The 24,636-nt window shown below is 69.4% G+C and carries 37 protein-coding genes and 1 pseudogene; 1 reads left to right on the top strand and 37 read right to left on the bottom strand.

What is annotated here, in order from left to right; genetic code table 11:
* Nucleotides 1-6: 6 nt before the first annotated feature.
* Nucleotides 7-1,362 carry a phosphoglucosamine mutase gene (gene glmM, locus ACFI33_RS01235; protein ID WP_029248315.1) on the bottom strand — a complete coding sequence of 452 codons (1,356 nt, stop codon included), beginning with the start codon at nt 1,360-1,362 and terminating at the stop codon, nt 7-9.
* A 162-nt stretch (nt 1,363-1,524) separates the two neighbouring features.
* On the opposite strand from glmM, the gene ACFI33_RS01240 reads away from it, so the two are divergent.
* The gene (locus ACFI33_RS01240) at nt 1,525-2,325 is read left to right on the top strand and encodes a peptidoglycan recognition protein family protein (RefSeq protein ID WP_063190069.1); all 801 of its coding nucleotides are present in this window, start codon (nt 1,525-1,527) and stop codon (nt 2,323-2,325) included.
* A 70-nt stretch (nt 2,326-2,395) separates the two neighbouring features.
* Here ACFI33_RS01240 and ACFI33_RS01245 read toward each other — a convergent pair.
* The 36 genes and pseudogenes from ACFI33_RS01245 to tuf all read right to left on the bottom strand — a co-directional run bounded on the left by ACFI33_RS01245 (nt 2,396) and on the right by tuf (nt 24,387).
* Nucleotides 2,396-3,231 (bottom strand): annotated as a pseudogene (locus tag ACFI33_RS01245) (polyphosphate kinase 2 family protein).
* Between the two features lie 252 nt (nt 3,232-3,483).
* Nucleotides 3,484-3,972: a 30S ribosomal protein S9 gene (rpsI, locus tag ACFI33_RS01250; RefSeq protein ID WP_002857521.1), complete on the bottom strand. Its 489-nt coding sequence runs from the start codon at nt 3,970-3,972 to the stop codon at nt 3,484-3,486.
* A gap of 41 nt (nt 3,973-4,013) precedes the next feature.
* Complete coding sequence (gene rplM / locus ACFI33_RS01255) at nt 4,014-4,457, bottom strand: 50S ribosomal protein L13 (RefSeq protein WP_036337972.1); 444 nt, start codon at nt 4,455-4,457, stop codon at nt 4,014-4,016.
* Between the two features lie 277 nt (nt 4,458-4,734).
* A complete protein-coding gene (locus ACFI33_RS01260; protein ID WP_063188719.1) occupies nt 4,735-5,628 on the bottom strand; it encodes a tRNA pseudouridine synthase A in 894 nt (297 codons plus the stop codon).
* 117 nt (nt 5,629-5,745) lie between these two features.
* Nucleotides 5,746-6,474 (bottom strand): 50S ribosomal protein L17, sunset domain variant, encoded by a 729-nt coding sequence (rplQ, locus tag ACFI33_RS01265; RefSeq protein ID WP_041103274.1) that lies wholly within the window; start codon nt 6,472-6,474, stop codon nt 5,746-5,748.
* 75 nt (nt 6,475-6,549) lie between these two features.
* Nucleotides 6,550-7,548: a DNA-directed RNA polymerase subunit alpha gene (locus ACFI33_RS01270; RefSeq protein WP_063188724.1), complete on the bottom strand. Its 999-nt coding sequence runs from the start codon at nt 7,546-7,548 to the stop codon at nt 6,550-6,552.
* Between the two features lie 132 nt (nt 7,549-7,680).
* A complete protein-coding gene (gene rpsK, locus ACFI33_RS01275; RefSeq protein WP_002857513.1) occupies nt 7,681-8,085 on the bottom strand; it encodes a 30S ribosomal protein S11 in 405 nt (134 codons plus the stop codon).
* A gap of 83 nt (nt 8,086-8,168) precedes the next feature.
* Nucleotides 8,169-8,537: a 30S ribosomal protein S13 gene (gene rpsM, locus ACFI33_RS01280; RefSeq protein WP_073116801.1), complete on the bottom strand. Its 369-nt coding sequence runs from the start codon at nt 8,535-8,537 to the stop codon at nt 8,169-8,171.
* A gap of 274 nt (nt 8,538-8,811) precedes the next feature.
* Nucleotides 8,812-8,925: a 50S ribosomal protein L36 gene (gene rpmJ, locus ACFI33_RS01285; RefSeq protein WP_002857509.1), complete on the bottom strand. Its 114-nt coding sequence runs from the start codon at nt 8,923-8,925 to the stop codon at nt 8,812-8,814.
* Between the two features lie 35 nt (nt 8,926-8,960).
* Entirely contained in the window at nt 8,961-9,182 is a 222-nt protein-coding gene (gene infA, locus ACFI33_RS01290; protein ID WP_010080397.1) for a translation initiation factor IF-1, read from the bottom strand.
* A gap of 204 nt (nt 9,183-9,386) precedes the next feature.
* Nucleotides 9,387-10,229, bottom strand: a complete 843-nt coding sequence (map, locus tag ACFI33_RS01295; protein ID WP_127434964.1) for a type I methionyl aminopeptidase — start codon at nt 10,227-10,229, stop codon at nt 9,387-9,389.
* Between the two features lie 4 nt (nt 10,230-10,233).
* Entirely contained in the window at nt 10,234-10,851 is a 618-nt protein-coding gene (locus tag ACFI33_RS01300; protein WP_127434965.1) for an adenylate kinase, read from the bottom strand.
* Nucleotides 10,852-10,902: 51 nt separating this feature from the next.
* Nucleotides 10,903-12,210 carry a preprotein translocase subunit SecY gene (gene secY / locus ACFI33_RS01305; RefSeq protein ID WP_012751035.1) on the bottom strand — a complete coding sequence of 436 codons (1,308 nt, stop codon included), beginning with the start codon at nt 12,208-12,210 and terminating at the stop codon, nt 10,903-10,905.
* A gap of 165 nt (nt 12,211-12,375) precedes the next feature.
* On the bottom strand, nt 12,376-12,828 hold the full coding sequence (rplO, locus tag ACFI33_RS01310; RefSeq protein WP_002857504.1) for a 50S ribosomal protein L15: 453 nt from the start codon (nt 12,826-12,828) through the stop codon (nt 12,376-12,378).
* The gene (rpmD, locus tag ACFI33_RS01315) at nt 12,821-13,045 is read right to left on the bottom strand and encodes a 50S ribosomal protein L30 (protein WP_002857502.1); all 225 of its coding nucleotides are present in this window, start codon (nt 13,043-13,045) and stop codon (nt 12,821-12,823) included. Before rpmD ends, rplO begins: the two co-directional genes overlap by 8 nt.
* A 3-nt stretch (nt 13,046-13,048) precedes the next feature.
* The gene (gene rpsE / locus ACFI33_RS01320) at nt 13,049-13,798 is read right to left on the bottom strand and encodes a 30S ribosomal protein S5 (RefSeq protein WP_002857500.1); all 750 of its coding nucleotides are present in this window, start codon (nt 13,796-13,798) and stop codon (nt 13,049-13,051) included.
* Nucleotides 13,795-14,169 (bottom strand): 50S ribosomal protein L18, encoded by a 375-nt coding sequence (rplR, locus tag ACFI33_RS01325; protein ID WP_002857498.1) that lies wholly within the window; start codon nt 14,167-14,169, stop codon nt 13,795-13,797. Before rplR ends, rpsE begins: the two co-directional genes overlap by 4 nt.
* On the bottom strand, nt 14,169-14,702 hold the full coding sequence (gene rplF, locus ACFI33_RS01330) for a 50S ribosomal protein L6 (protein ID WP_036317775.1): 534 nt from the start codon (nt 14,700-14,702) through the stop codon (nt 14,169-14,171). Before rplF ends, rplR begins: the two co-directional genes overlap by 1 nt.
* A 30-nt stretch (nt 14,703-14,732) precedes the next feature.
* Entirely contained in the window at nt 14,733-15,131 is a 399-nt protein-coding gene (gene rpsH, locus ACFI33_RS01335) for a 30S ribosomal protein S8 (RefSeq protein ID WP_002857494.1), read from the bottom strand.
* Nucleotides 15,132-15,204: 73 nt separating this feature from the next.
* A complete protein-coding gene (gene rplE / locus ACFI33_RS01340; protein ID WP_036317773.1) occupies nt 15,205-15,780 on the bottom strand; it encodes a 50S ribosomal protein L5 in 576 nt (191 codons plus the stop codon).
* On the bottom strand, nt 15,780-16,121 hold the full coding sequence (gene rplX / locus ACFI33_RS01345) for a 50S ribosomal protein L24 (RefSeq protein WP_036317770.1): 342 nt from the start codon (nt 16,119-16,121) through the stop codon (nt 15,780-15,782). Before rplX ends, rplE begins: the two co-directional genes overlap by 1 nt.
* Nucleotides 16,122-16,125: 4 nt before the next feature.
* Complete coding sequence (rplN, locus tag ACFI33_RS01350; protein WP_002857487.1) at nt 16,126-16,494, bottom strand: 50S ribosomal protein L14; 369 nt, start codon at nt 16,492-16,494, stop codon at nt 16,126-16,128.
* 342 nt (nt 16,495-16,836) lie between these two features.
* Nucleotides 16,837-17,118, bottom strand: a complete 282-nt coding sequence (gene rpsQ / locus ACFI33_RS01355) for a 30S ribosomal protein S17 (RefSeq protein ID WP_036317768.1) — start codon at nt 17,116-17,118, stop codon at nt 16,837-16,839.
* Nucleotides 17,115-17,384: a 50S ribosomal protein L29 gene (rpmC, locus tag ACFI33_RS01360; protein WP_036317766.1), complete on the bottom strand. Its 270-nt coding sequence runs from the start codon at nt 17,382-17,384 to the stop codon at nt 17,115-17,117. Before rpmC ends, rpsQ begins: the two co-directional genes overlap by 4 nt.
* A 4-nt stretch (nt 17,385-17,388) precedes the next feature.
* Nucleotides 17,389-17,805 (bottom strand): 50S ribosomal protein L16, encoded by a 417-nt coding sequence (rplP, locus tag ACFI33_RS01365; protein ID WP_002857481.1) that lies wholly within the window; start codon nt 17,803-17,805, stop codon nt 17,389-17,391.
* Complete coding sequence (rpsC, locus tag ACFI33_RS01370; protein WP_002857479.1) at nt 17,805-18,623, bottom strand: 30S ribosomal protein S3; 819 nt, start codon at nt 18,621-18,623, stop codon at nt 17,805-17,807. The genes rplP and rpsC overlap by 1 nt, the downstream gene beginning before the upstream one ends.
* A gap of 2 nt (nt 18,624-18,625) precedes the next feature.
* Nucleotides 18,626-18,991 carry a 50S ribosomal protein L22 gene (rplV, locus tag ACFI33_RS01375; RefSeq protein WP_002857477.1) on the bottom strand — a complete coding sequence of 122 codons (366 nt, stop codon included), beginning with the start codon at nt 18,989-18,991 and terminating at the stop codon, nt 18,626-18,628.
* A gap of 51 nt (nt 18,992-19,042) precedes the next feature.
* Nucleotides 19,043-19,324 carry a 30S ribosomal protein S19 gene (gene rpsS, locus ACFI33_RS01380; RefSeq protein WP_002857475.1) on the bottom strand — a complete coding sequence of 94 codons (282 nt, stop codon included), beginning with the start codon at nt 19,322-19,324 and terminating at the stop codon, nt 19,043-19,045.
* A gap of 15 nt (nt 19,325-19,339) precedes the next feature.
* Complete coding sequence (gene rplB, locus ACFI33_RS01385) at nt 19,340-20,179, bottom strand: 50S ribosomal protein L2 (RefSeq protein ID WP_010080386.1); 840 nt, start codon at nt 20,177-20,179, stop codon at nt 19,340-19,342.
* A 37-nt stretch (nt 20,180-20,216) separates the two neighbouring features.
* On the bottom strand, nt 20,217-20,522 hold the full coding sequence (gene rplW, locus ACFI33_RS01390) for a 50S ribosomal protein L23 (protein WP_002857471.1): 306 nt from the start codon (nt 20,520-20,522) through the stop codon (nt 20,217-20,219).
* Entirely contained in the window at nt 20,519-21,154 is a 636-nt protein-coding gene (gene rplD, locus ACFI33_RS01395; protein WP_127434966.1) for a 50S ribosomal protein L4, read from the bottom strand. Before rplD ends, rplW begins: the two co-directional genes overlap by 4 nt.
* A gap of 4 nt (nt 21,155-21,158) precedes the next feature.
* A complete protein-coding gene (gene rplC / locus ACFI33_RS01400; protein ID WP_010080384.1) occupies nt 21,159-21,809 on the bottom strand; it encodes a 50S ribosomal protein L3 in 651 nt (216 codons plus the stop codon).
* Nucleotides 21,810-21,829: 20 nt separating this feature from the next.
* Nucleotides 21,830-22,138 carry a 30S ribosomal protein S10 gene (rpsJ, locus tag ACFI33_RS01405; RefSeq protein WP_002857463.1) on the bottom strand — a complete coding sequence of 103 codons (309 nt, stop codon included), beginning with the start codon at nt 22,136-22,138 and terminating at the stop codon, nt 21,830-21,832.
* 326 nt (nt 22,139-22,464) lie between these two features.
* A complete protein-coding gene (locus tag ACFI33_RS01410; RefSeq protein WP_127434967.1) occupies nt 22,465-22,932 on the bottom strand; it encodes a DUF3817 domain-containing protein in 468 nt (155 codons plus the stop codon).
* Nucleotides 22,929-23,069 carry a hypothetical protein gene (locus tag ACFI33_RS01415; RefSeq protein ID WP_162838057.1) on the bottom strand — a complete coding sequence of 47 codons (141 nt, stop codon included), beginning with the start codon at nt 23,067-23,069 and terminating at the stop codon, nt 22,929-22,931. The genes ACFI33_RS01410 and ACFI33_RS01415 overlap by 4 nt, the downstream gene beginning before the upstream one ends.
* Before the next feature lie 127 nt (nt 23,070-23,196).
* Nucleotides 23,197-24,387 carry an elongation factor Tu gene (gene tuf / locus ACFI33_RS01420; protein WP_095346330.1) on the bottom strand — a complete coding sequence of 397 codons (1,191 nt, stop codon included), beginning with the start codon at nt 24,385-24,387 and terminating at the stop codon, nt 23,197-23,199.
* Nucleotides 24,388-24,636 lie beyond the last annotated feature (249 nt).

The raw sequence follows: 24,636 nt of genomic DNA on the forward strand, positions 1-24,636 counted from the left end.
GTCCGGTCAGTCGTGCAGGCGCAGCTCGCGCTGCACGACGTCGGCCAGCACCTGGGCCTCCCGGCCGGCGGTCTCCTCGTCCGGGGCCTCGACCATGACGCGCACGACCGGCTCCGTGCCCGACGGGCGCAGCAGCACGCGGCCGGTCTCGCCGAGGCGGGCCTCCGCCTCGGCCACCGCCGCCTGGACGGCCTCGTCCTCGGCGGCGCGGGACTTGTCCACGCCGCGCACGTTCACGAGGACCTGGGGCAGCCGGTCCATCACCGCGGCCAGCTCGGAGAGCGGGGTGCCGGTCTCGGCGACGCGCGAGGCGAGCTGCAGGCCGGTGAGGACACCGTCACCGGTGGTGGCGTGGTCCGAGAAGATCACGTGGCCGGACTGCTCGCCGCCGAGCGAGTAGTCGCCGAGCTTCATGCCGGCCAGGACGTAGCGGTCGCCCACCTGGGTCTCGACGAGCTGGACGCCCTCCCGGCCCATGGCCAGCTTCAGGCCCAGGTTGGACATGACGGTCACGACCAGGGTGTCATCCCGCAGGACGCCGCGGTCCTTGAGGGCCACGGCCATGACGCCCATGATCTGGTCGCCGTCGACGACCTCGCCGCGCTCGTCCACGGCGAGGCACCGGTCGGCGTCGCCGTCGTGCGCGATGCCCAGGTCCGCGCCGTGCTCGCGCACGGCCGCCTGGAGCTTCTCGAGGTGGGTGGAGCCGTAGCCGTCGTTGATGTTGAGCCCGTCCGGGGACGCGCCGATCACCACGACCTCCGCGCCGGCGGCGCGGAACGCCTCGGGCGAGCAGCCGGCGGCCGCGCCGTGTGCGCAGTCCAGGACGACCTTGAGCCCGTCCAGCCGGTGCGGGAGGGTCTGCAGGAGGTGGAGGACGTAGCGGTCCTCGGCATCCGCGAAGACGCGCACGCGGCCCACGTCCGCGCCCTGGGGCCGCCGCGGCGTCACGCCCTCGAGGTGACGGATGATCTCGTCCTCCTGCGCGTCGGTCAGCTTCTCGCCGCCGCGCGCGAGGAACTTGATGCCGTTGTCCGGGGCCGGGTTGTGGGAGGCGGAGATCATCACACCGAAGTCGGCGTCCAGGTCCCCCACGAGATAGGCGGCGGCGGGGGTCGGCAGCACACCCGCATCCCACACGTCCACGCCGGAGGACGCCAGGCCCGCCTGCACGGCGGCCGCGATGAACTCACCGCTGATGCGCGGGTCCCGGGCCACGACGGCGACCGGGCGTCGGCCGGCGTCGAAGGCCTCCGCGCCGAGGACGGGCGAGGCGGCCTGGGCCAGCTGGACGGACAACTCCACGGTGAGGGTCTCGTTGGCCAGGCCACGGACGCCATCGGTTCCGAACAATCTCGACATGATCAGTCAGTGTAGGGGCCACCCCTGCGGCCTGCATCACGGGAGGGTCACGAAACGGGCCGGGGGGCGGTAGCATCGAACCGGTCGAGCCCCCGCGGCCGCGCGCCCGTCCGCTCACACCCGCCCGGGAGGCCCCGCCCCGAACCCGAAGGACCTCGATCCATGCCCGACGTGACCCCGCCCCCGCCCTCCCGTTCCTGGACGCGCCGCAGCGTGCTGGGCGGCACGGGCCTGGCGATCGCCGCCGGCGTGGCCGGCTGCGGGCGTGATGAGCAGGCCGAGCAGAGCTCGGAGGGCGACGAGCAGGCCACCCGCCTGCCCGCCCCGGACATCATCACCACCGCGCAGTGGGGCGCCATGCAGCCCAACTACTACCTGCAGACCCTGAACGAGCGCCCCTCCTACCTGGTGATCCACCACACCACCACTCCGAACGTCACGGACGGCTCCCGGGAGGCGGCGGAGAGCATCGCGCAGGTGATCCAGAACGCGCACATGGGCTCCGCGAACGACTGGGGCGACACCGGGCAGCACTTCACCGTCTCCCGCGGCGGCTTCGCGATGGAGGGCCGCCACGGCTCCCGGCACGCGCTCGAGGGCGGACAGACGTTCATGCTCGGCGTCCACGCGCTCGGTTTCAACGCGTATGCGCTCGGCATCGAGTGCGAGGGGCTGTACATGCTCAACCCGCCGCCGCAGAGCCTCTACGCCGGCCTGGTGCCGCTCGCCGCCTACATCTGCCAGCAGTACGAGCTGCCGCCGTCCCGCATCATCGGCCACCGCGACGTCACCGCCACCAGCTGCTGCGGCGACGCGTTCTACGCCAAGCTGCCGATCCTGCGCGAGGACGTCCGCCTCTCCCTGGCCTCGGGCGAGTACCACGTCTCGGAGGACTTCGGGGCGGACAACCTCTTCGACGACGCACACGTCACCCCGGAGTACCTGGAGGAGGAGCGCGGCTGAACCCGCACCCGCCCCGCACACGACGGCGCCCCTCACCGGAAGATGAGGGGCGCCGTCGTGTGCGGCCCGGTCAGCGCACGCGCGGGAACGATCCGCCGAAGACCTCCCCGTACTCGGCCAGCTCGTTGGCCGGGCCGCAGACCTGCGGGGCGGGGCGGTGGACGATGCGCTCGTCCTTGTCCGGGTAGGGCAGCGTGTGCCGCACATGGCGGATGGCCTCGAGGCGGGCGCGCTTCTCGTCGTTCGACTTCACGACGGTCCACGGGGCGTCGGCCGTGTGCGTGTAGAAGAACATGGCCTCCTTCGCGTTCGTGGAGTCGTCCCACTTGTCCAGGGAGGCCAGGTCGGTGGGCGAGAGCTTCCAGCGACGCACGGGGTCGGTCTCCCGCGCGGCGAAGCGATTGAGCTGCTCACGCTGGGACACGGAGAACCAGAACTTGATGATGTGCACGCCGGAGTTGACGAGCATGCGCTCCAGCTCAGGGGTCTCGCGCATGAACTCGAGGTGCTGGATGTAGCGCTGGAAGTACCACTGCGGGGCCTCCTCCGTGGGCTTCTCCAGGGTCACGGTCCGGGCGCCGCGGGGGTTGAGGTGCTCGTTGAAGCGCTTGATGGCGCCGCCCTTGCCGGCGGCGTCGCGGCCCTCGACGATGATCAGGACCTTCTGGCCGGTCTGCTTGACCCAGAGCTGCATCTTCAGCAGCTCGATCTGCAGCTCACGCTTGCGTCGCTCGTCGCTCTTGAGGCTGAGCTTGGGCTTGTACGGGTAGCCCTCACGCCAGGCCTGCGGGTCCGGGGTGGGGTCTTCTTCTCCCCGCCGAGCGTGCGGCCGAGCTCCCGGATCTCGTCCACCTCGGCGGCGTCGTCACGGGTCACGGCGAAGGGGTCCTGCGCGGCGTGCTCCACGCCGTGCTCGCCACGGGTGCGGGGTCAGGCGTAGGACTCATGTTCTCGGCCACGGCGGCTCCTGAGGGTGTCTTCGACCGGACCGCGCACCGGACGGGCGAGCGGCCCGTCAGGCGTCGTCGCCATGCGTCATCGTTTTGCCTCTGGGTCAGGTGCCGCCGGCCCACGGAGACGGCGAACGCCCCGCCCCGCTCGTGAGGAGCGGGACGGGGCGTCGGCGGGGGCACGGTGGGGACACCGTGCGGCGCAGGATCAGCGCTTCGAGAACTGCGAGGCCTTGCGGGCCTTCTTGAGGCCGGCCTTCTTGCGCTCGATGACGCGGGCGTCACGGGTCAGGAAGCCGGCCTTCTTGAGCGCCGGGCGGTTGTGCTCGCGGTCGATCTCGTTGAGGGCGCGGGAGATGCCCAGGCGCAGCGCACCGGCCTGGCCGGAGGGACCGCCGCCGTGGATGCGGGCGATCACGTCGTAGGCGCCGGTCAGCTCCAGCAGCGTGAAGGGGTCGGAGACCTCCTGCTGGTGCAGCTTGTTCGGGAAGTAGTTCTCCAGGGCGCGACCGTTGATGGTCCACTGGCCGGAGCCGGGGACGAGGCGCACGCGGGCCACGGCCTCCTTGCGGCGGCCGACGGCGGAGCCGGGCACGGTCAGGGCCGGGCGCTCGGAGGCGACGGGGGCCTCGGCGGTGGCGGTGGACTCAGAGGTGTAGCTCGTCAGCTCCACGTCGTCGTTCTCGTTGATGCTCATGGTTCTCCTCAGGGAAGGTCTGCGTCAGTGGCCCGCCGGGGTCACTGGGCGACCTGGCCGATCTCGAAGGTCTGGGGCTGCTGGGCGGTGTGCGGGTGCTCGGCGCCCTTGTACACCTTCAGCTTGGAGAGCTGCTGGGCGGCCAGCGAGTTCTTCGGGAGCATGCCCTTGACGGCCTTCTCCACGGCGCGGACCGGGTTGGTCTCGAGCAGCTCGGCGTAGGACTGCGACTTCAGGCCGCCCGGGTAGCCCGAGTGGCGGTAGGCGCGCTTCTTCTCGAGCTTGGCGCCGGTGAGGGCGACCTTCTCGGCGTTCACGATGATGACGTAGTCGCCCATGTCCATGTGGGGGGCGAACGTCGGCTTGTGCTTGCCGCGCAGGAGGGCGGCGGTGTGGGAGGCCAGGCGGCCGAGGACGACGTCGGTGGCATCGATGATGTGCCACTGACGGTCGGCGTCACCAGGCTTGGGAGAGTACGTACGCACGTTGTCTGCCTTCAGGGTCGGTGGTGGTCCACAGCACCTGCCCGCCGGGTCGTGATTCCGGCGCGCTCGCGCTGTCAGTTCTCCGTGCGCGCCGGTCCCCCAGGTGAGGGCTGGAAGGCGTCCGGGCCCGATGCCCCGGGGGTGCGGCGCGAGCTGAAGGCCATGCAACTGAGCCACTCGCGGCACGACGCATCCGGGTGCGGGCATGCGCAACGTCCACCCATCCTACCGAACGCGGGCCCCGGAGCCAAAAGCCGCCGCCGCGGGCGACCCCGGCTCACAGGGTCCGCTTCGCCCGGGTGCCCTCGGCGCGCCGGCGCAGCTCCTCCGCCTCGTCGGGATAGCCGACGGCGAGCAGCGTCAGCCCCCCGGGCGGGGCGAGGCGCACCTCGGAGTCGCGGGCCGGCCTCGCCACCCGGTGCGCGAGCCAGCCGGGCTCGCGGGCCCCCTCCCCCACCTGCAGCAGCGCCCCGACGATCGCCCGGACCATGTTGTGGCAGAACGCGTCGGCCCGGATCCGGATGCCCACGACGCCGTCCTCATCGCGTCGCACCTCCAGGTGCTGGACCTCGCGGATGGTCGTGGCGCCCTCGCGGGGCCGGCAGAAGGACAGGAAGTCGTGCAGTCCGAGGACGGCGTCGGCCTCCAGGGCCATGAGGCGATCGTCCAGGGCGGCGCCGTGCCAGTGGGTGAAGCCCCGCGTGCGCGGATCACGCGCGGTGGGAGCGTCGTCGATCCGATACTCGTACTCGCGCCACAGCGCGCTGAACCGCGCGTCGAAGCCCGCGGGAGCCCGCCGCGCCCCGTGCACGACGACGGCCCCGCCCCACCCGGAGAGCACCCCGCCGAGGCGGCGGGTGAGGGAGGTGGCCGGCTCCAGGCCGGGCCGGCCGCGGGTCAGGCCCGCCCACTCCGTCTCGGTCAGGTCGAGGTGGACGACCTGGCCGCGCGCGTGCACCCCCGCGTCGGTGCGGCCGGCGACCACCGTGCGCACGGGCCGGCGCAGGATCCGCTCGAGCCCGTCCTCCAGCGCACCCTGGACCGAGTCGAGACCGGGCTGGCGAGCCCAGCCGTGGAAGGCGCCGCCGTCGTAGGCCAGGTCCAGGCGGACTCGCACGGATGCGGGATCCCCGGGTGCCGGCGGGACGTCCGGGCGGTGCTGCTCGCTCATGCTGCTCCTCAAGCGGGTCGGGGCGGGGCCGGGGACGGCGAAGGGCCGCCCACCGGGTGGTGGACGGCCCTCGCCGGGGCGTCGTCACGGGGACGGACGCGGACTCACGCGATGGCGTCAGGCCATCTTCTGGGCGGCCTCGCCACCGGCGGGCTCGAAGCCCGCGGCCTTGGCCTCCTCGACGGTGGAGAACCAGACCTCGGCGGTGGTCTGGTCGTACCAGCGCGAGCCGGGGACGTGGTACTTCTTCGAGCTGGCGTTGCCCTTGATGGTGGCCTCGGCCGGAGCCGAGCCGTCCTCGTTGGTGGGCACGGCGCCGTCGATCTCGGCGGCGGCCTCCTGCGACTCGGCCACGGTGACCTCCTCGGTGGCGGCCGGGTCGACGGCCTCCACCGGGGTGGACTCGGCCGGCGCGGCCGGCGCGGACGCGGCGGCCTGCTCGGCCTCACGCACCACGGCCTGCTTGCCGGAGATCGGGTCCATGATCAGCTCGATCACGGCCATGGGCGCGTTGTCGCCCTGGCGGTTGCCGATCTTGGTGATGCGGGTGTAGCCGCCGTTGCGCTCGGCCATCGCCGGGCCGATCACGGTGAACAGCTCGTGCACGACCGCCTTGTTAGTGCGGTTCTTGGCGGCGATGAGACCCTGCACCTTGCGGCGGGCCGGCAGATCGCCCTTCTTGGCGAAGGTGATCAGGCGCTCGGCGTACGGGCGCAGGCGCTTGGCGCGGGTGAGCGTCGTGGTGATCGACTTGTGCTCGAACAGCTGGGCGGACATGTTCGCCAGCATGATGCGCTCGTGGGCCGGGCTGCCGCCCAGACGCGGACCCTTGGTGGGGGTAGGCATGGTGTTTCTCCTCGGGTGGGACCCTTCAGCCGGCTGCGGCGTCGGGTCGAAGATGTCAGGTGGTGCGGAATCGGCTCAGAAGTCCGAGAACGGGTCGTCGTCCATCTGGCGCGCGTGCGCCTGCGGGTCGTAGCCGGCCGGCGAGTCCTTGAGGGACAGGCCCAGCTCCTGGAGCTTCTCCTTGACCTCGTCGATGGACTTCGCGCCGAAGTTGCGGATGTCCATCAGGTCGGCCTCGGAACGGCCCACGAGCTCGCCCACGGTGTGGATGCCCTCGCGCTTGAGGCAGTTGTACGAGCGCACGGTGAGCTCGAGCTCCTCGATCGGCTGGGCCAGGTCGGCGGAGCCCTCGACGACCTCGGGCTCGTCACCCAGGTCGATGCCCTCGGCCTCGACGTTGAGCGAGCGGGCCAGGCCGAACAGCTCGACCAGGGTGGAGCCGGCAGAGGCCACCGCGTCACGCGGCAGCATGTTCTCCTTGGTCTCCACGTCCAGGATCAGACGGTCGAAGTCGGTGCGCTGCTCCACACGGGTGGCCTCGACCTTGAAGGTCACCTTGAGGACCGGCGAGTAGATGGAGTCGACCGGGATACGGCCGATCTCCGCGTCCGCGGACTTGTTCTGGGCGGCGGTCACGTAGCCGCGACCGCGCTCGATGGTCAGCTCCATGTCGAACTTGCCCTTCGCGTTCAGGGTCGCGATGTGCAGGTCCGGGTTGTGGATCTCGACGCCGGCCGGCGCGGTGATGTCCGCGGCGGTGACGACGCCGGCCCCCTGCTTGCGCAGGTAGGCCACCACGGGCTCGTCGTTCTCCGAGGAGACGGAGAGCTTCTTGATGTTGAGGATGATCTCGGTGACATCCTCCTTGACTCCGTTGACGGAGCTGAACTCGTGCAGCACGCCGTCCACGCGGATGCTGGTCACGGCAGCACCGGGGATCGACGAGAGCAGAGTGCGGCGCAGGGAGTTGCCGAGGGTGTAGCCGAAGCCGGGCTCCAGGGGCTCGATGACGAACCGGGAACGACGGTCGGAGACGACCTCTTCGGTCAGCGTGGGGCGCTGTGCAATGAGCACGGACATTTCCTTTCGGCGAGCGTCCGCCATATGACGCACGCGGTGGGTGGAAACGAGGACGGGGTGGGGGCAGGTCCGCAGACCTGTCCGCGCCCGCCCCGGGCGGGGACGGACGCGGACACAGCGCTCAGGTCAGACGCGGCGGCGCTTCGCCGGGCGAGCGCCGTTGTGGGCCATGGGGGTGACGTCCTGGATGGACCCCACCTCGAGGCCGGCGGCCTGCAGGGAGCGGATGGCGGTCTCGCGGCCCGAGCCCGGACCCTTCACGAAGACGTCCACCTTCTTCATGCCGTGCTCCTGCGCACGCTTGGCGGCCTGCTCGGCGGCCATCTGCGCGGCGTACGGGGTCGACTTGCGCGATCCCTTGAAGCCGACCTCGCCGGACGAGGCCCAGGAGATGACGGCACCCGTGGTGTCCGTGATGGACACGATGGTGTTGTTGAACGTGCTCTTGATGTGGGCCTGGCCCACGGTGATGTTCTTGTTGGCCTTGCGACGCGGCTTGCGGGCAGCCGATGCGCGAGTCTTGGGGGGCATGTGATTCTCCTCCGGGAAAGCTGCTGGTGCTGATGCTGCAGGCGGGGCGTCCGGACGTGGACGCGGTCACCGCCGGTGCAGGATCACTTCTTCTTGCCGGCGACCGTCTTCTTGGGGCCCTTGCGGGTACGGGCGTTGGTCTTCGTGCGCTGGCCGCGCACCGGCAGACCGCGGCGATGGCGCAGGCCCTCGTAGGAGCCGATCTCCACCTTGCGACGGATGTCGGCGGCCACCTCGCGGCGGAGGTCGCCCTCCACCTTGTAGTTGCCCTCGATGTGGTCGCGCAGCTGCACCAGCTGCTCGTCGGAGAGGTCCTTCACGCGGACGTTCGGGTCGATGCCCGTGGCGGCGAGGGTCTCCTCAGCGCGGGTCTTGCCCACACCGTAGATGTACGTGAGTGCGATGATCACGCGCTTCTCGCGCGGAATGTCAACGCCTGCAAGACGAGCCATGTGGCCGTCCTCCTGTTCTTCTGCAGCAGGGGTCTGCACCAGGGACGTCCCGTACGACGCGGCACTCGGCCACGCGGACCCGTCGTCGCGGCGCCGGGGAAGATCCGGCGTGCTCCGCGGCGGGCGTCCGCCGTCGTCGGTCTCCGGCCCCTGCGGCCGGAGGTGGGGGCCCTCCCCTCACGGGGTGGACCGCTGTCCCTGCTGTTCGGCCTGATGGCCGGTGGGTGGTGTGGTCAACGCGACGGCGTCGCTCCCCGGGCTCCCGGGGAGGCGATCAGCCCTGGCGCTGCTTGTGGCGCGGGTTCGAGCAGATCACCAGCACGCGGCCCTTACGGCGCACGACCTGGCACTTGTCACAAATCCGCTTCACGCTCGGCTGAACCTTCACGGCTCTTCCTCCTGCGCTCGCTTGGACGGGGGTTCTTACTTGTATCGGTACACGATCCGACCCCGGTTGAGGTCGTACGGGCTAAGCTCCACCACGACGCGATCCTCGGGGAGGATGCGGATGTAGTGCTGACGCATCTTTCCGGAGATCGTGGCGAGCACGACGTGCTCGTTCTGCAGACGGACCCGGAACATCGCGTTCGGCAATGCCTCCGACACCGTGCCCTCGACCTCGATGACACCTTCCTTCTTAGCCATGTCCTCCACAATCGTCATGCCCCGGTCACGGCCACGGAGGGCCGGTCAGGGGGCGGGAACGGGTCTGCTCGCGGGCGCACACGAGTGCGCGCACACGAACAACGTTCGATGATACCGCATTCTCGGTCTGAGAACCAGCACGGACGACGACGGCCGCCCGGCCCGCCGGACGGGCGGGACGGACGGCCGGCAGATCAGGCCCCCTCACTCCCCCGGCGGAACCGGGACCACGCCGAACCGGGCGAGCTCGGAGGCGCCGCCGTCGGGCGCGGTGAGCACCCACAGGCCGCCGTCATGCCGACAGACCGAGTGCTCCCACTGGCTCGCGCGGGCGCCGTCGAGGGTCACCACGGTCCAGTCGTCCTCGAGCACCTTGGTGTCGATGGAGCCGCGCACCAGCATCGGCTCGATGGCGAGCGCCAGACCGGGGCGGATCTTGGGCCCCTGGTGGCCGGTGCGGTAGTTGAACACGTCCGGCGGCAGGTGCATGGCCGAGCCGATGCCGTGCCCCACGTACTCCTCGAGGATGCCGAGCTCCTCACCCGGCTGCGCGGAGACGAAGTCGTCGATGGCGTCCCCGATGTCCCCGACGTGGGTGGCGGAGGCGAAGGCCGCGATGCCGACCCAGAGTGCCTCCCGCGTGATCGCCGAGAGGCGCTCGTCGGCCGGGTCTGCGGTGCCGGCCTCGGAGGAGCCCAGGATCACCGTGCGGGCCGAGTCGGCGTGCCAGCCATCCACGATCGCGCCCCCGTCGACCTTGAGCACGTCGCCGGTCTGCAGGACCCGGTCCCCGGGGATGCCGTGCACGACCTCGTCGTTGACCGAGGTGCAGATCGAGGCCGGGAAGTCGTAGTAGCCCAAGAAGTTGGAGGTCGCACCGCGTTCGGCCAGCACGCCCGCGAACACGGCGTCCAGCTCCGCGGTGGTGACGCCCGGCGCGGCCGCAGCCAACGTGGCGTCCAGGGCCTCGGACAGGACCACCCCCGCGCGCTGCATGGCCTGCAGCTGGGGGGCGGTCTTGAGCTCGAGCGAGCGGCGGCCGATCACGGGGTCAGGACTCCGCGCCCGGCTGGATCACGGGCAGGGAGCCCGTGGCGGCGCGCACGGAGTACACGGCCTGCAGCAGGCGCTCGGTGACGTCGTCGATCTGCCCGGTGCCGTCCACGCGGGCGACGATGCCGCGCTCCACGTACTCCTGGATGACGGACTCGGTCTCGCGGTGGTACAGGTCCAGGCGGTGCTCGATGACCTCCTGGGTGTCGTCCGCGCGGCCCTCGATCTCGGCACGCTTGAGCAGACGCTCCACGAGCTCCTCGTCGGGCACCTCCAGCTCGACGACGGCGGACAGCGACAGGCCGGACTCGGCGAGCATGGCGTCCAGCGCCTCGACCTGGCCCTTCGTGCGCGGGTAGCCGTCCAACAGGAAACCGTGCTCCGCATCGGCCTGGGCGATGCGGTCCGCGACCATGCGGTTCGTGACCTCATCGGGGACGAAGTCGCCGTTGTCGATGTACTTCTTGGCCTCGACGCCGAGCGGCGTCATCGACTTCACGTTGTGGCGGAAGATGTCACCGGTGGAGATCGGGACGATCCCCAGCTTGTCGGCGATCCGAGTGGCCTGGGTGCCCTTGCCGGAACCGGGAGGGCCCATGAGCAGCATGCGGGTCATCGTGTGTTCCTCACTGTCGATACGGACGGCGTTGCGGGATCGGGTCGGGGCTCAGCGCAGCAGGCCCTCGTAGTGGCGCTGCTCCATCTGTGCGCTGACCTGCTTCACGGTCTGGAGGCCGACGCCCACCATGATGAGGATGGACGTGCCGCCGAGCGGGAAGTTCTGGCTGGTGCCGATCACCGCGAAGGCGATCAGCGGGATCATGGCCACGATACCGAGGTAGAGGGCGCCCACGAACGTGATGCGGCTGATGACGTACTGCAGGTAACGCTCGGTGGGCCGTCCGGCGCGGACGCCGGGGATGAAGCCGCCATAGCGCTTCATGTTGTCCGAGATCTCCACCGGGTTGAACGTGATGGACACGTAGAAGTACGTGAAGCCGATGATGAGCAGGAAGTACAGTGCCATGTACACCGGGTGGTCGCCGGAGCCGAAGTACCGGCTCAGCCACGTGATCCACGGGGCCGGCGCACTGCCGTCCTGCGGCGTGTTGAACTGGATGAGGATGCCCGGGAGCATCAACACGGAGGAGGCGAAGATGACCGGGATGACGTTGGCCATGTTCACCTTGACCGGGATGTAGGTGCTCGACCCGCCCACGGTCCGCGAGCCGATCTGCCGCTTGGCGTACTGGACCGGGATCCGGCGCTGCGACTCCTCCACGAAGACGATGGCCAGCATGGTGAGCAGGCCGATCCCCATGACGATCGCGAAAACGCGCCAGCCCTGCGTCTGGACCACCTGGCCGAGGCCGGCCGGGAAGCCCGCCGCGATGGAGGTGAAGATCAGCAGGGACATGCCGTTGCCCACGCCGTTCTCGGTGATCCGCTCGCCGAACCACATGACGATGAGACATCCGGTGGTCAGGGCGATGACCACGAGCAGCACCGTGAGGATGGAGCCGTCGCGCAGCAGCGGCAGGCTGCATCCGAGCAGGGCCCCGGTGCGGGCCAGCGAGGCCATCGTGGTCGCCTGCAGCAGGGCGAGGGCGAGGGTCAGGTAGCGGGTGTACTGCGTCAGCGTCGCCTGGCCCTGCGGGCCCTCCTGGTGGAGCTGCTCGAAGCGCGGGATCACCACCCGCAGCAGCTGCACGATGATCGACGCCGTGATGTAGGGCATGATGCCGAGCGCGAAGACGGACACCTGCAGGAGCGCCCCGCCCGAGAACATGTTCACGAAGGAGTACAGGCCGCCCTGGGCGTTGCCCGCTGCCAGACACTGCTGCACCGCCGGGTAGTCCACCCCGGGGGCCGGCACGAAGGCGCCCATCCGGTAGACGGCGATGAGCCCGAGCGTGAAGGCGATCTTCCGCAACAGGTCAGGCGTCCGGACGATCCGGGCGATGGCCTTGAGCACGAGTCCTCCTGCGGTGGTCCTGTGGGGCGCGCGCCGGCCGCGGGGCGGGGCACGAGACGGCGGCCACACCGGGGCGGCCGCTGTGCGAGTCTACACGGACGGACCGAGGGCCCTGGTCCGGAGCTCCTGCTCCGGGCCAGGGCCCTCGGTCGATGGGTCGGCGTGTCAGAGGGTCTCGGTGGACCCGCCGGCGGCCTGGATCTTCTCCACGGCGGACGAGGAGAAGGCGTTCGCCTTCACCTGCACGGCCGCGGTGATCTCCCCCGTGCCCAGCACCTTCACGGGCTGACCGCGACGGACGAGGCCCTTGGACACGAGCGCGTCCACGGTGACCTCACCGCCCTCGGGGAAGTGCGCGGAGAGCTTGTCCAGGTTCACGACCTGGTACTCCGTGCGGAACGGGTTCTTGAAGCCGCGGAGCTTCGGCAGACGCATCTGCAGGGGCAGCTGGCCGCCCTCGAAGCCCGCACGGACCTGGTAACGGGCCTTGGTGCCCTTGGTGCCGCGACCGGCGGTCTTGCCCTTCGACGCCTCACCGCGACCCACGCGGGTCTTGGCGGTCTTGGCACCGGGGGCCGGACGCAGGTCGTGGACCTTGATGGCGTCGTTGTCAGCCATTGTTGACCTCCTCCACGGACACCAGGTGCGGCACGGTGTTGACCATGCCGACCGTCACCGCATCGGCCTTGCGGGTGACCTGGTGGCCGATCCGCTTCAGGCCCAGCGAGCGCAGGGTGTCCCGATGGTTCTGCTTGGAGCCCGTGACGCCGCGGGTCTGGGTGATGACCAGGGTGGCGTCCGAGGGCTGGATGTTCTTGCGGGTGGGCTCAAACACGGCTCACGCACCTGCCTTCGCGCTCTTCTGGGCGCGATCGTTCTCCATGGTGCGCAGCATCGCATGGGGGGCGATCTCGTCCAGGGCCTTGCCGCGGCGGGCGGCGACGGCCTGGGGCTCTTCCAGCTTCTTGAGTGCGTCCACGGTGCCGCGCACGATGTTGATCGCGTTCACGGAGCCCATGGACTTGGACAGCACGTCGTGGATGCCGGCGCACTCGAGCACGGCGCGCACCGGACCGCCGGCGATCACGCCGGTACCCGGGGAGGCCGGGCGGAGCAGCACGACGCCGGCGGCGTCCTCACCCTGCACCAGGTGCGGGATGGTGGAGCCGACGCGGGGGACGCGGAAGAAGGACTTCTTGGCCTCCTCCACGGCCTTCTGGATCGCGGCGGGGACCTCCTTCGCCTTGCCGTAGCCGACGCCGACGGTGCCGTCGCCGTCACCCACCACCACGAGGGCGGTGAAGGAGAAGCGGCGGCCGCCCTTGACGACCTTGGAGACGCGGTTGATGCCCACGACGCGCTCGAGGAACTGGTCCTTCTCGTCGTCCTGGGCGCCACGACGGTTGCGGTCGTCGCGACGGCCGCCACGACGATCGCCGTCACGGCCACCGCGGCCGCCGTCGCGACCGCCGCGGCCACCGGTGGCGCGCTCGGTGGTCTGGCTCGCCGAGCCCGACCCGGTCTCGGAGACGGTGGTCTCGGTGCTCTCGGTCACCTGAGTGTCCTTCTGGTTGATGTTCTCGGTCACAGCTGCAGCCCACCCTCTCGCGCACCGTCGGCCACGGCCGCGACGCGCCCGTGGTACTTGTTGCCGCCGCGGTCGAAGACCACGGCCTCGATGCCGGCCGCCTTGGCACGCTCGGCGACGAGCTCGCCCACGCGCTTGGCCTTGGCCGTCTTGTCGCCCTCGAGCGCACGCACGTCGGCCTCCATGGTGGAGGCGTACGCGAGCGTGCGGCTCTGCGTGTCGTCCACGACCTGCACGAACATGTGCCGTGCAGAGCGGTTGACGACGAGGCGGGGACGGACGGTGGTGCCGGAGATCCGCTTGCGCACCCGGAGGTGGCGGCGGGTGCGGGCGTTGAACTTGCCCTTGCCCTTCACCTTCAGAGTAGACATCACTTACCTGCCTTTCCGGCCTTGCGGCGGATCTGCTCGCCCGCGTAGCGCACGCCCTTGCCCTTGTACGGGTCGGGGCGGCGCAGCTTGCGGATGTTGGCGGCGGTCTCGCCGACCTGCTGCTTGTCGATACCGGCGACGGTGACCTTGTTGCCCTCCACCGTGAAGGTGATGCCCTGGGGCGCCTTCACCGGGACGGGGTGGGAGTAGCCCAGGGCGAACTCGAGGTCCTGGCCCTTGGCCTGCACGCGGTAGCCGGTGCCGACGACCTCGAGCTGCTTGGAGAAGCCGTTGGTCACGCCCTCGACCATGTTGCTGATGAGGGTGCGGGTCAGACCGTGCAGGGAACGGGACTCACGCTCGTCGTCGGGGCGGGCCACGGTGACCTGCCCCTCCTCGAGGGTGACCGTGATGGGCGTGGGCAGCGAGTGCTCGAGCTGGCCCTTGGGGCCCTTCACGGAGACGCGGTCGCCGTCGATGGTCACATCGACGCCGGCGGGGATGGTGATCGGGAGACGTCCGATTCGAGACATGTCAGTTCAGCCTTTCTTCCGTCTTGCCCGTCACCAGACGTAGGCGAGGACTTCTCCGCCCACGCCCTTCTTGGCGGCCTGCTGGTTCGTGAGGAGACCAGAGGAGGTGGACAGGATGGCGATGCCGAGGCCGCCCAGCACGTGGGGCAGGTTCGTGGACTTCGCGTACACGCGCAGGCCCGGCTTGGAGATGCGGCGCAGGCCGGCGATCGCACGCTCACGCTGCGGGCCGAACTTCAGGTCGATGGTCAGCTTCTTGCCGACCTCGGCCTCCTCCTCGCGCCAGTCCTGGATGTAGCCCTCGGCCTTGAGGATCTCGGCGACGCGAGTCTTCAGCTTCGAGGACGGCATGGACACGGTGTCGTGGTAGGCCGAGTTTGCGTTGCGCAGACGGGTCAGCATGTCTGCGACGGGATCGGTCATGGTCATGTGGGCTTCACGCCCTTTCTCGCCGTGGTTTCCGCCACCGGTTCACCGGTGGAGGACCTGTGGCGTGGAGGTCTTACTGGTCGGTCTTGAACGGGAAGCCCAGCGCCTTGAGCAGCGCGCGGCCCTCGTCGTCGTTCTTGGCGGTCGTCACCACGGTGATGTCCATGCCGCGCACGCGGTCGATCTTGTCCTGATCGATCTCGTGGAACACGGTCTGCTCGGACAGGCCGAAGGTGTAGTTGCCGTTGCCGTCGAACTGGCGGTCGGACAGGCCGCGGAAGTCACGGATGCGCGGCAGCGCGAGCGTGACCAGGCGGTCCAGGAACTCCCACATGCGGTCGCCACGGAGCGTGGCGTGCGTGCCGATGGGCATGCCCTCACGCAGCTTGAACTGCGCGATGGACTTGCGGGCCTTGGTGATCATCGGCTTCTGGCCGGTGATGGCGGTGAGGTCGGCGACCGCGCCGTCGATGATCTTGGAGTCCTTGGCGGCCTCGCCGACGCCCATGTTGACGACGACCTTCACGAGACCCGGCACCTGCATGACGTTCCCGTACTGGAACTGCTCCTGCAGGGCGCCGCGGATCTCGTCGCGGTACTTGGTCTTCAGACGCGGGGTGACCTTCTCGGTCTGCTGCACCTCGGTCATCACAGCTCCTTCCCCGAGGCCTTGGCGAAGCGGACCTTCACGGTCTTGCTCACGCCGTCCTTCTCGACGGTCTCGAAGCGGTAGCCCACACGGGTCGGCTTCTTGGTCTCCGGGTCCACCACGGCCACGTTCGAGATGTGGATCGGGGCCTCGACGACCTGCAGGCCGCCCTCGGTGGAACCGTTGTTGTCCTGGCCGGCGCGCAGGTGCTTGGTCACGCGGTTCACGCCCTCGACGAGCACGCGCTCATCCGCCGGGAACACGCGCAGGACCTTGCCCTGCTTGCCCTTGTCCTTGCCACTGATGACCTGGACGAGGTCGTCCTTCTTGATCTTGGCCATGAGGTCAGATCACCTCCGGGGCGAGCGACACGATCTTCATGAACTTCTTGTCACGCAGCTCGCGACCCACGGGGCCGAAGATGCGCGTGCCACGGGGCTCGCCGTCGGTCTTCAGGATGACCGCCGCGTTCTCGTCGAACTTGATGTACGAGCCGTCGGGACGGCGGGACTGCTTGCGGGTGCGGACCACCACGGCCTTGACGACGTCGCCCTTCTTGACGTTGCCGCCGGGGATGGCGTCCTTCACGGTGGCGACGATGGTGTCGCCAATGCCTGCGTAGCGGCGTCCGGAACCGCCGAGAACACGGATGGTCAGGATTTCCTTCGCACCGGTGTTGTCGGCGACCTTGAGCCGCGACTCCTGCTGGATCACTTGTCTCTCCTAGCGTCGCGCCGGTTCTCCCCCACGATGGGCGAGCCTTGCGGAACGGTTGAACGGGCATCCCGGGACGCTTACCCCTCCCCCGAGGCGGGCCGCCCGCCGTCGTCCCCCGGCGACGCGTGTTCAGACAGCGTCGGGGAGGTCGAGAGCGGAGGGGCGCGCAGGGCAGGGCCGAGGCGGATCCGGGATCGGCGTGCGCGGCCCTCGGCACACAGGATGGATGGTCCTGCCAACGAGAGGGCGCACGAATATCAGAGTCTAACGCACAAGGCCGCCCCGTGCCAGTGCACGGGGCGGCCCTCTGCGTCGCCGGCCCTCAGGGGGCCGGGTCGATCACTTGGCGCGCTCGACGATCTCCACCAGGCGCCACCGCTTGGAGGCGGACAGCGGGCGGGTCTCGGCGAGGCGGACGCGGTCGCCCACGCCGGCGGTGTTGTCCTCGTCGTGCGCCTTCACGCGCTTCGAGGTCTTCAGCACCTTGCCGTAGAGCGAGTGCTTCTTGCGGTCCTCGACCTCGACGACGATGGTCTTGTCCATCTTGTCGGAGACGACGATGCCACGGAGGGCCTTGCGGTAGCCGCGCTCCTCGGAGACGGCCGGGGTCTGCTCGGTCACTTGGCAGCCTCCTCGTTCTTCTCGGCCTGCGCCTCGGCGGCGACATCGCCGCGGATGCCCAGCTCGCGCTCGCGCAGGATCGTGTAGATGCGCGCGATGTCACGCTTGACGGCCTTCAGCCGGCTGGCGTTGTCCAGCTGACCGGTGGCGGCCTGGAAGCGCAGGTTGAACAGCTCCTCCTTGGAGGACTTCAGGGCCTCCAGCAGGCGGGCGTTGTCCATCCCGTCCAGGGACTCGACGTTCAGATCCTTGGTGCCGATCGCCATGGGATCACTCACCACCCTCTCGACGGATGATACGGGCCTTCAGCGGCAGCTTGTGGATGGCCAGGCGGAGCGCCTCACGGGCGACGTCCTCCGTGACACCCGACAGCTCGAAGAGCACGCGTCCGGGCTTGACGTTGGCGACCCACCACTCCGGCGAGCCCTTGCCGGAGCCCATGCGGGTCTCGGCGGGCTTCTTGGTGATCGGACGGTCCGGGTAGATGTTGATCCAGACCTTGCCGCCACGCTTGATGTAGCGGGTCATGGCGATACGGGCGGCCTCGATCTGACGGTTGGTCACATAGGCCGGCGTGAGCGCCTGGATGCCCCACTCGCCGAACGTCACGGTGGTGCCGCCCTTGGCGGCGCCGGAACGCTTGGGGTGGTGCTGCTTGCGGTGCTTGACGCGACGGGGGATCAGCATCAGGCGTTGCCTCCTTCAGCGGGAGCGGCGGCCGGGGTCTCGGCGCCGGCGCCGGCGTTCTCCTGGCGGGGAGCACGCTCGGCGCGATCGTTGCGACGACGACGCTCGCCGCCGCCACGGCGCTCGCCGCCACGGCCACGGCCGGAGGGCTGCGCGGCCTCCTTGGCCGCGAGCTCCTTGGCGGTCAGGTCGCCCTTGTAGATCCAGACCTTCACGCCGATGCGGCCGAAGGTGGTCTTGGCCTCGAACTTGCCGAAGTCGATGTTCGCGCGGAGGGTGTGCAGCGGCACGCGACCCTCGCGGTAGAACTCCGAGCGGCTCATCTCGGCGCCGCCGAGGCGGCCGGAGCACTGGATGCGGATGCCCTGCGCGCCGGCGCGCATGGCGGACTGGATCGCCTTCTTCATCGCACGGCGGAACGCCACGCGGGAGGCGAGCTGCTCGGCCACACCCTGCGCCACCAGCTGGGCATCGGTCTCGGGGTTCTTGACCTCGAGGATGTTCAGCTGGATCTGCTTGCCGGTGAGCTTCTCGAGCTCACCGCGGATGCGGTCGGCCTCGGCGCCGCGGCGGCCGATCACGATGCCCGGACGCGCGGTGTGGATGTCCACGCGCACGCGGTCACGGGTGCGCTCGATCTCCACCTTGGAGATGCCGGCGCGCTCCATGCCGGTGGTCATCAGCTCGCGGATCTTGACGTCCTCCTTGAGGAAGTCAGCGTAGCGCTGGCCCTCCTTGTGGGAGTCCGCGAACCAGTGCGAGACGTGGTCGGTGGTGATGCCGAGGCGGAACCCGTTGGGGTTGATCTTCTGTCCCATTGTCAGTTCCCACCCTTCTCGTCCTTGGACGCCACGACCACGGTCACGTGGCTCGTGCGCTTGTTGATGCGGTACGCGCGGCCCTGAGCACGGGGCTGGAACCGCTTCATGGTCGGGCCCTCGTCCACGAAGGCCTCGGTGATGTAGAGGGCGTCCTCGTCGAAGGCCTGGCCCTCGCGGTCCGCCTTGACACGGGCGTTCGCCACCGCGGAGGTCACCAGCTTGTACACCGGCTCCGAAGCACCCTGCTGGGCGAACTTCAGGATGGCCAGTGCTTCGGTGGCCTGCTTGCCACGGACCAGGTCGACGACGCGCCGGGCCTTCATCGGCGTCACGCGCAGGTGGCGCGCAATTGCCTTGGCTTCCATTGCTTCTCTCTTTCGATTCTCGAGAAGGTCAAGCATGCTGTGCCCTCAGGCTCAGCGACGCTTGCCCTTCTTGTCGTCCTTCACGTGGCCGCGGTAGGTCCGGGTCGGGGCGAACTCGCCCAGCTTGTGACCCACCATGGACTCGGTGACGAACACCGGGACGTGCTTGCGTCCGTCGTGGACCGCGATGGTGTGACCCAGCATGTCCGGGATGATCATCGACCGGCGGGACCAGGTCTTGATGACGTTCTTGCTGCCCTTCTCGTTCTCGGCCAGAACCTTCAGGTAGAGGTGCTGATCGACGAAGGGGCCCTTCTTCAGGCTGCGAGGCATGTCTTCCCTGCTCCCTTATCGCTTGTTCTTGCCGGTACGACGGCGACGCACGATGAGCTTGTCGCTTTCCTTGTTCGGACGACGCGTGCGGCCCTCGGGCTTGCCGTTCCGGTTGACGGGGTGACGACCGCCGGAGGTCTTGCCCTCGCCACCGCCGTGCGGGTGGTCGACCGGGTTCATGACGACACCGCGGACGGTCGGGCGGACGCCCTTCCAGCGCATGCGGCCGGCCTTGCCCCAGTTGATGTTCGACTGCTCGGCGTTGCCGACCTCGCCGATCGTGGCGCGGCAGCGCACGTCGACGTTGCGGATCTCCCCGGAGGGCAGGCGCAGCTGGGCGTACTTGCCCTCGCGGGCGACCAGCTGCACGGAGGCGCCGGCGGAGCGGGCCATCTTGGCGCCGCCGCCGGGGCGCAGCTCCACCGCGTGGATGGTGGTGCCCACGGGGATGTTGCGCATCGGGAGGTTGTTGCCGGGCTTGATGTCGGCGTTCGGGCCGGCCTCGACCACGTCGCCCTGCTTCAGCTTGGCCGGGGCCAGGATGTAGCGCTTGGCGCCGTCCGCGTAGTGCAGCAGCGCGATGCGGGCGGTGCGGTTCGGGTCGTACTCGATGTGCGCGACGGTGGCGGGCACGCCGTCCTTGTCGTGGCGACGGAAGTCGACCAGGCGGTACTGGCGCTTGTGGCCGCCGCCCTTGTGACGAGTGGTGATGCGGCCGGTGTTGTTGCGGCCGCCGGTCTTGTGCAACGGACGGAGAAGGGACTTCTCCGGCGTGGACCGGGTGATCTCTGCGAAGTCGGCCACGGACGAGCCGCGCAGGCCCGGGGTGGTCGGCTTGTACTTACGGATAGCCATGTGTCAGTTCCTCGATTAAGTGGTCTCCGCACGCCGATCAGGCGAGCGGACCTCCGAAGATGTCGATGGTCCCGTCCTTGAGCGTGACGATGGCACGCTTGGTGGACTTGCGCTGGCCCCACCCGAAGCGGGTGCGACGGCGCTTGCCGGAACGGTTCAGGGTGTTGACCGAGGCCACGTCGACGTTGAAGATGCGCTCCACCGCCTGCTTGATCTCGGACTTGTTGGAGCGGGGGTCGACCAGGAAGGTGTACTTGCCCTCGTCGATCAGACCGTAGCTCTTCTCCGACACGACGGGAGCGATGATCACGTCGCGGGGATCCTTGTTGATGGAGCCGCTCACTGGGCATCCTCCTTCTTGGCGCCGGAAGCCTGGGCCACGTACGCCTCGTAGGCCGCCTGGGTGAACACGACGTCGTCGGAGACGAGCACGTCGTAGGTGTTCAGCTGGTCGGCGTACAGGGTGTGGACCGCAGGCAGGTTGCGGGCGGACAGGGCGGCGACGTCGTCGGCCCGGTCGATCACCAGCAGCACGTTCTTGCGGCCGGTGTTCAGGGACGCGAGGCCCGCCTTGGCGGCCTTGGTGGACGGGGTGGTCCCGGACACGAGGGCCTCGACGACGTGGACGCGGCCGTTGCGGGCGCGGTCCGACAGGGCACCGCGCAGGGCGGCGGCCTTCATCTTCTTGGGGGTCCGCTGCGAGTAGTCGCGCGGGGTGGGGCCGTGGACGATGCCACCGCCGGTCATGTGCGGGGCCCGGATGGAGCCCTGACGGGCGCGGCCGGTGCCCTTCTGCTTGAACGGCTTGCGACCGGCACCGGACACCTCGCCGCGGCGCTTCGTCTTGTGCGTGCCCTGGCGGGCGGCGGCGAGCTGGGCGACGACGACCTGGTGCATGAGCGGCACGTTGGACTGCACGTCGAAGAGCTCGGCGGGCAGATCGACCTGGATGGTCTTCACGGAGTTCTCAGCCATGGTCTCAGGCTCCCTTCACGGCGCTGCGGACGAGCACGACCTGGCCCTTGGAGCCGGGCACCGCGCCCTTGATCAGCAGGAGGTTGTTCTCCACGTCGATGCCGTGGAGCGTCAGGTTCATGGTGGTCTGGCGCACGGCGCCCATGCGACCGGGCATGCGCTGGCCCTTGAACACGCGGCCGGGGGTGGACGCGCCGCCCACGGAGCCGGGCTTGCGGTGGTTCTTGTGCGCACCGTGCGAGGCGCCCACACCGGCGAAGCCGTGGCGCTTCATGGCGCCGGCGAAGCCCTTGCCCTTGGTGGTGCCCACGACGTCGACCTTCTGGCCGGCCTCGAAGACCTCCACGGTCACGTCCTGGCCGAGCGAGTACTCGGCGGCGTCGGCGGTGCGCAGCTCGACGAGGTGGCGACGCGGGGTCACGCCGGCCTTCTCGAAGTGACCGGCCAGGGGCTTGGTCACGCGGCGGGGATCGATCTGGCCGTAGGCGATCTGCACGGCGGTGTAGCCGTCGGTCTCCTCGGAGCGCAGCTGGGTGACGACGTTCGGGTCTGCCTTGACCACGGTCACGGGGATGAGCTTGTTGTCCTCATCCCAGACCTGGGTCATGCCGAGCTTCGTGCCCAGCAGGCCCTTGATGTTCTGGGTGTTGGTCATAGTCTCTCAGCACCTCCCTCTCAGAGCTTGATCTCGATGTTGACGTCCGCGGGCAGGTCCAGTCGCATGAGCGAGTCGACGGCCTTCGGGGTCGGGTCGATGATGTCGATGAGCCGCTTGTGGGTGCGCATCTCGAAATGCTCGCGGCTGTCCTTGTACTTGTGGGGAGAACGGATAACGCAGTACACGTTCTTCTCCGTCGGCAGCGGCACGGGGCCGACCACCGTCGCGCCTGCGCGCGTGACCGTGTCAACGATCTTGCGGGCCGAGACGTCGATGACCTCGTGGTCGTACGACTTCAGCCGGATGCGGATCTTCTGTCCCGCCATGGCGTCACGCCTCTCTCGTCGGGTGTGCTGTTCCTGTCCCTGTGCGGCGGATCGGGTCCGCCTTCTTGTCCTCCACCCGCGCGGGGCGAATCCGGTCGGACCGGGTTCCTCGCCGCCGTCGGACTCCGGTCCACGCGGTCGGGCGTGTCGCATTCCTGGGAAGACACACGCCCGCGGCGGATCGGAGTGGTGACGTCACATCTGGGCCGAGCTGCCGCCGCGAGACACACGACGACAGCGCAATGGCGCTTGAGCAACCGAATCAGTATAGACAGAACCGGGCCCGGTCCGCCAATCGGCGAGCCGGGCCCGGCAGTCCCCGGGGCTCAGCGGCCCCACTCGGTGGGCGGGCCGGCGTTGAGCAGCAGCGTGAAGACGACGGCGACCACGGCGACCGCCACAAGCGCGCTGACCACTGGATGACGCAGCACCACGACGAGGAGCCGTTCGAGGGGCCTCCGCTCCCCCGGCGCACGGTCCAGGACCTGCCACCGCGGGGCCGGCTCGCCGCGCCGCCGCTGGGCCCGCTCGAACGGGACCGTCATGAACGGGACGATCGTCGAGCCGAGGCCGAGGAGCCCGCGGGTCACCGGCCATCGCCCGTCGATCCACACGGCGACCGTCACCACGAGGTAGCAGAGGAACACGAAGCCGTGGACGCCGCCGGCGACCGGCACCACCCGCTCCGTGACTCCGCCGTACTTGAGGCACATGGCGATCAGCAGGCCGGCCCAGGTGAACATCTCGGCCATCGCCGTGATGGCGAACAGGCGGCGCGGGCTGGGCAGGATCACCGCTCCAGCTCCCCGCCGCGGTTCGCGCGCCGGATGCGTCGGGCACGGTCGATCTCGGGACGGAAGGTCCGCAGCGCCCAGCGCACGGCCACGGCGGCCACGGCGAGCACCACGATGAGGATGAGCAGTTCAGGCATGTCCTCAGCCTAGCGGCCGCCGCCGCGCCGTCGTCAGACACGGCGACGCCCCCGCCTCCGGCAGACCCGGAGACGGGGGCGTCGCGCGTCAGCGGCTCAACGGAGCCACGAGACGGGATGCGTCAGATCACTTGGTGATCTTGGTGACGCGGCCGGAGCCCACGGTGCGGCCACCCTCGCGGATGGCGAAGCCGAGGCCCTCCTCCATGGCGATCGGCTGGATGAGCTCGACCGACATCTCGGTGGTGTCGCCGGGCATGACCATCTCGGTGCCCTCGGGCAGCGTGATGACGCCGGTGACGTCGGTGGTGCGGAAGTAGAACTGCGGGCGGTAGTTCGAGTAGAACGGGTTGTGACGCCCACCCTCGTCCTTGGACAGGATGTAGACGTTCGCCTCGAAGTTGGTGTGCGGGGTGATGGAGCCCGGCTCCACCACGACCTGGCCGCGCTCGACGTCGTCGCGCTTCAGACCGCGCAGCAGCAGACCGCAGTTCTCGCCGGCCCAGGCCTCGTCGAGCTGCTTGTGGAACATCTCGATGCCGGTGACGGTGGTCTTCTGCACGGGGCGGATGCCGACGATCTCGACCTCGGAGTTGATCTTCAGGGTGCCGCGCTCGGCGCGACCGGTCACCACGGTGCCACGACCGGTGATGGTGAAGACGTCCTCGATCGGCATCAGGAACGGCTTGTCCTTGTCACGCACCGGGTCCGGGATGTACTCGTCCACGGCATCCATGAGATCCTCGACGGACTTGACCCACTTGGGGTCGCCCTCGAGGGCCTTCAGACCGGAGGTGCGGATGACCGGGGCCTCGTCGCCGTCGAACTCCTGGGAGGACAGCAGCTCGCGGACCTCCATCTCGACGAGCTCGAGGAGCTCCTCGTCCTCGACCATGTCCGACTTGTTCAGGGCCACGAGCAGGGCCGGCACGCCGACCTGGCGGGCCAGGAGCACGTGCTCACGGGTCTGGGCCATCGGGCCGTCGGTGGCGGCGACCACGAGGATCGCACCGTCCATCTGAGCGGCGCCGGTGATCATGTTCTTGATGTAGTCGGCGTGACCGGGGGCGTCCACGTGGGCGTAGTGACGCTTCTCGGTCTGGTACTCCACGTGGGAGATGTTGATGGTGATACCGCGCTGACGCTCCTCGGGGGCGGAGTCGATCGTCGCGAAGTCACGGGCCTCATTCAGGTCCGGGTACTTGTCGTACAGGACCTTCGAGATGGCGGCGGTCAGCGTGGTCTTGCCGTGGTCAACGTGGCCGATGGTGCCGATGTTGACGTGCGGCTTCGTCCGCTCGAACTTTGCCTTTGCCACTAGTTCCTCCTAAGAACTGGTTCATCGTCAAGAAGACTGCTCAGCCGCCTGGGACGTGCTGACAACTTGACCGAGTCTACTCGGATGGTACGGGGTTGGGGAAATCCCGGCCTCACGAGGGCCAGTCCGGTTCCAGGCCGTCGGGACCGCCGAGAGCGGACCGGACCTGACCCGTCCTGATCGCGGACCGCCGCGCCGGGGAGGGCGGTCCGGTCGCCCCCGGGGCGGGCGCCCCCCCCCCCGCCCCCC

The organism is Micrococcus sp. PSi08, from assembly GCF_054960655.1.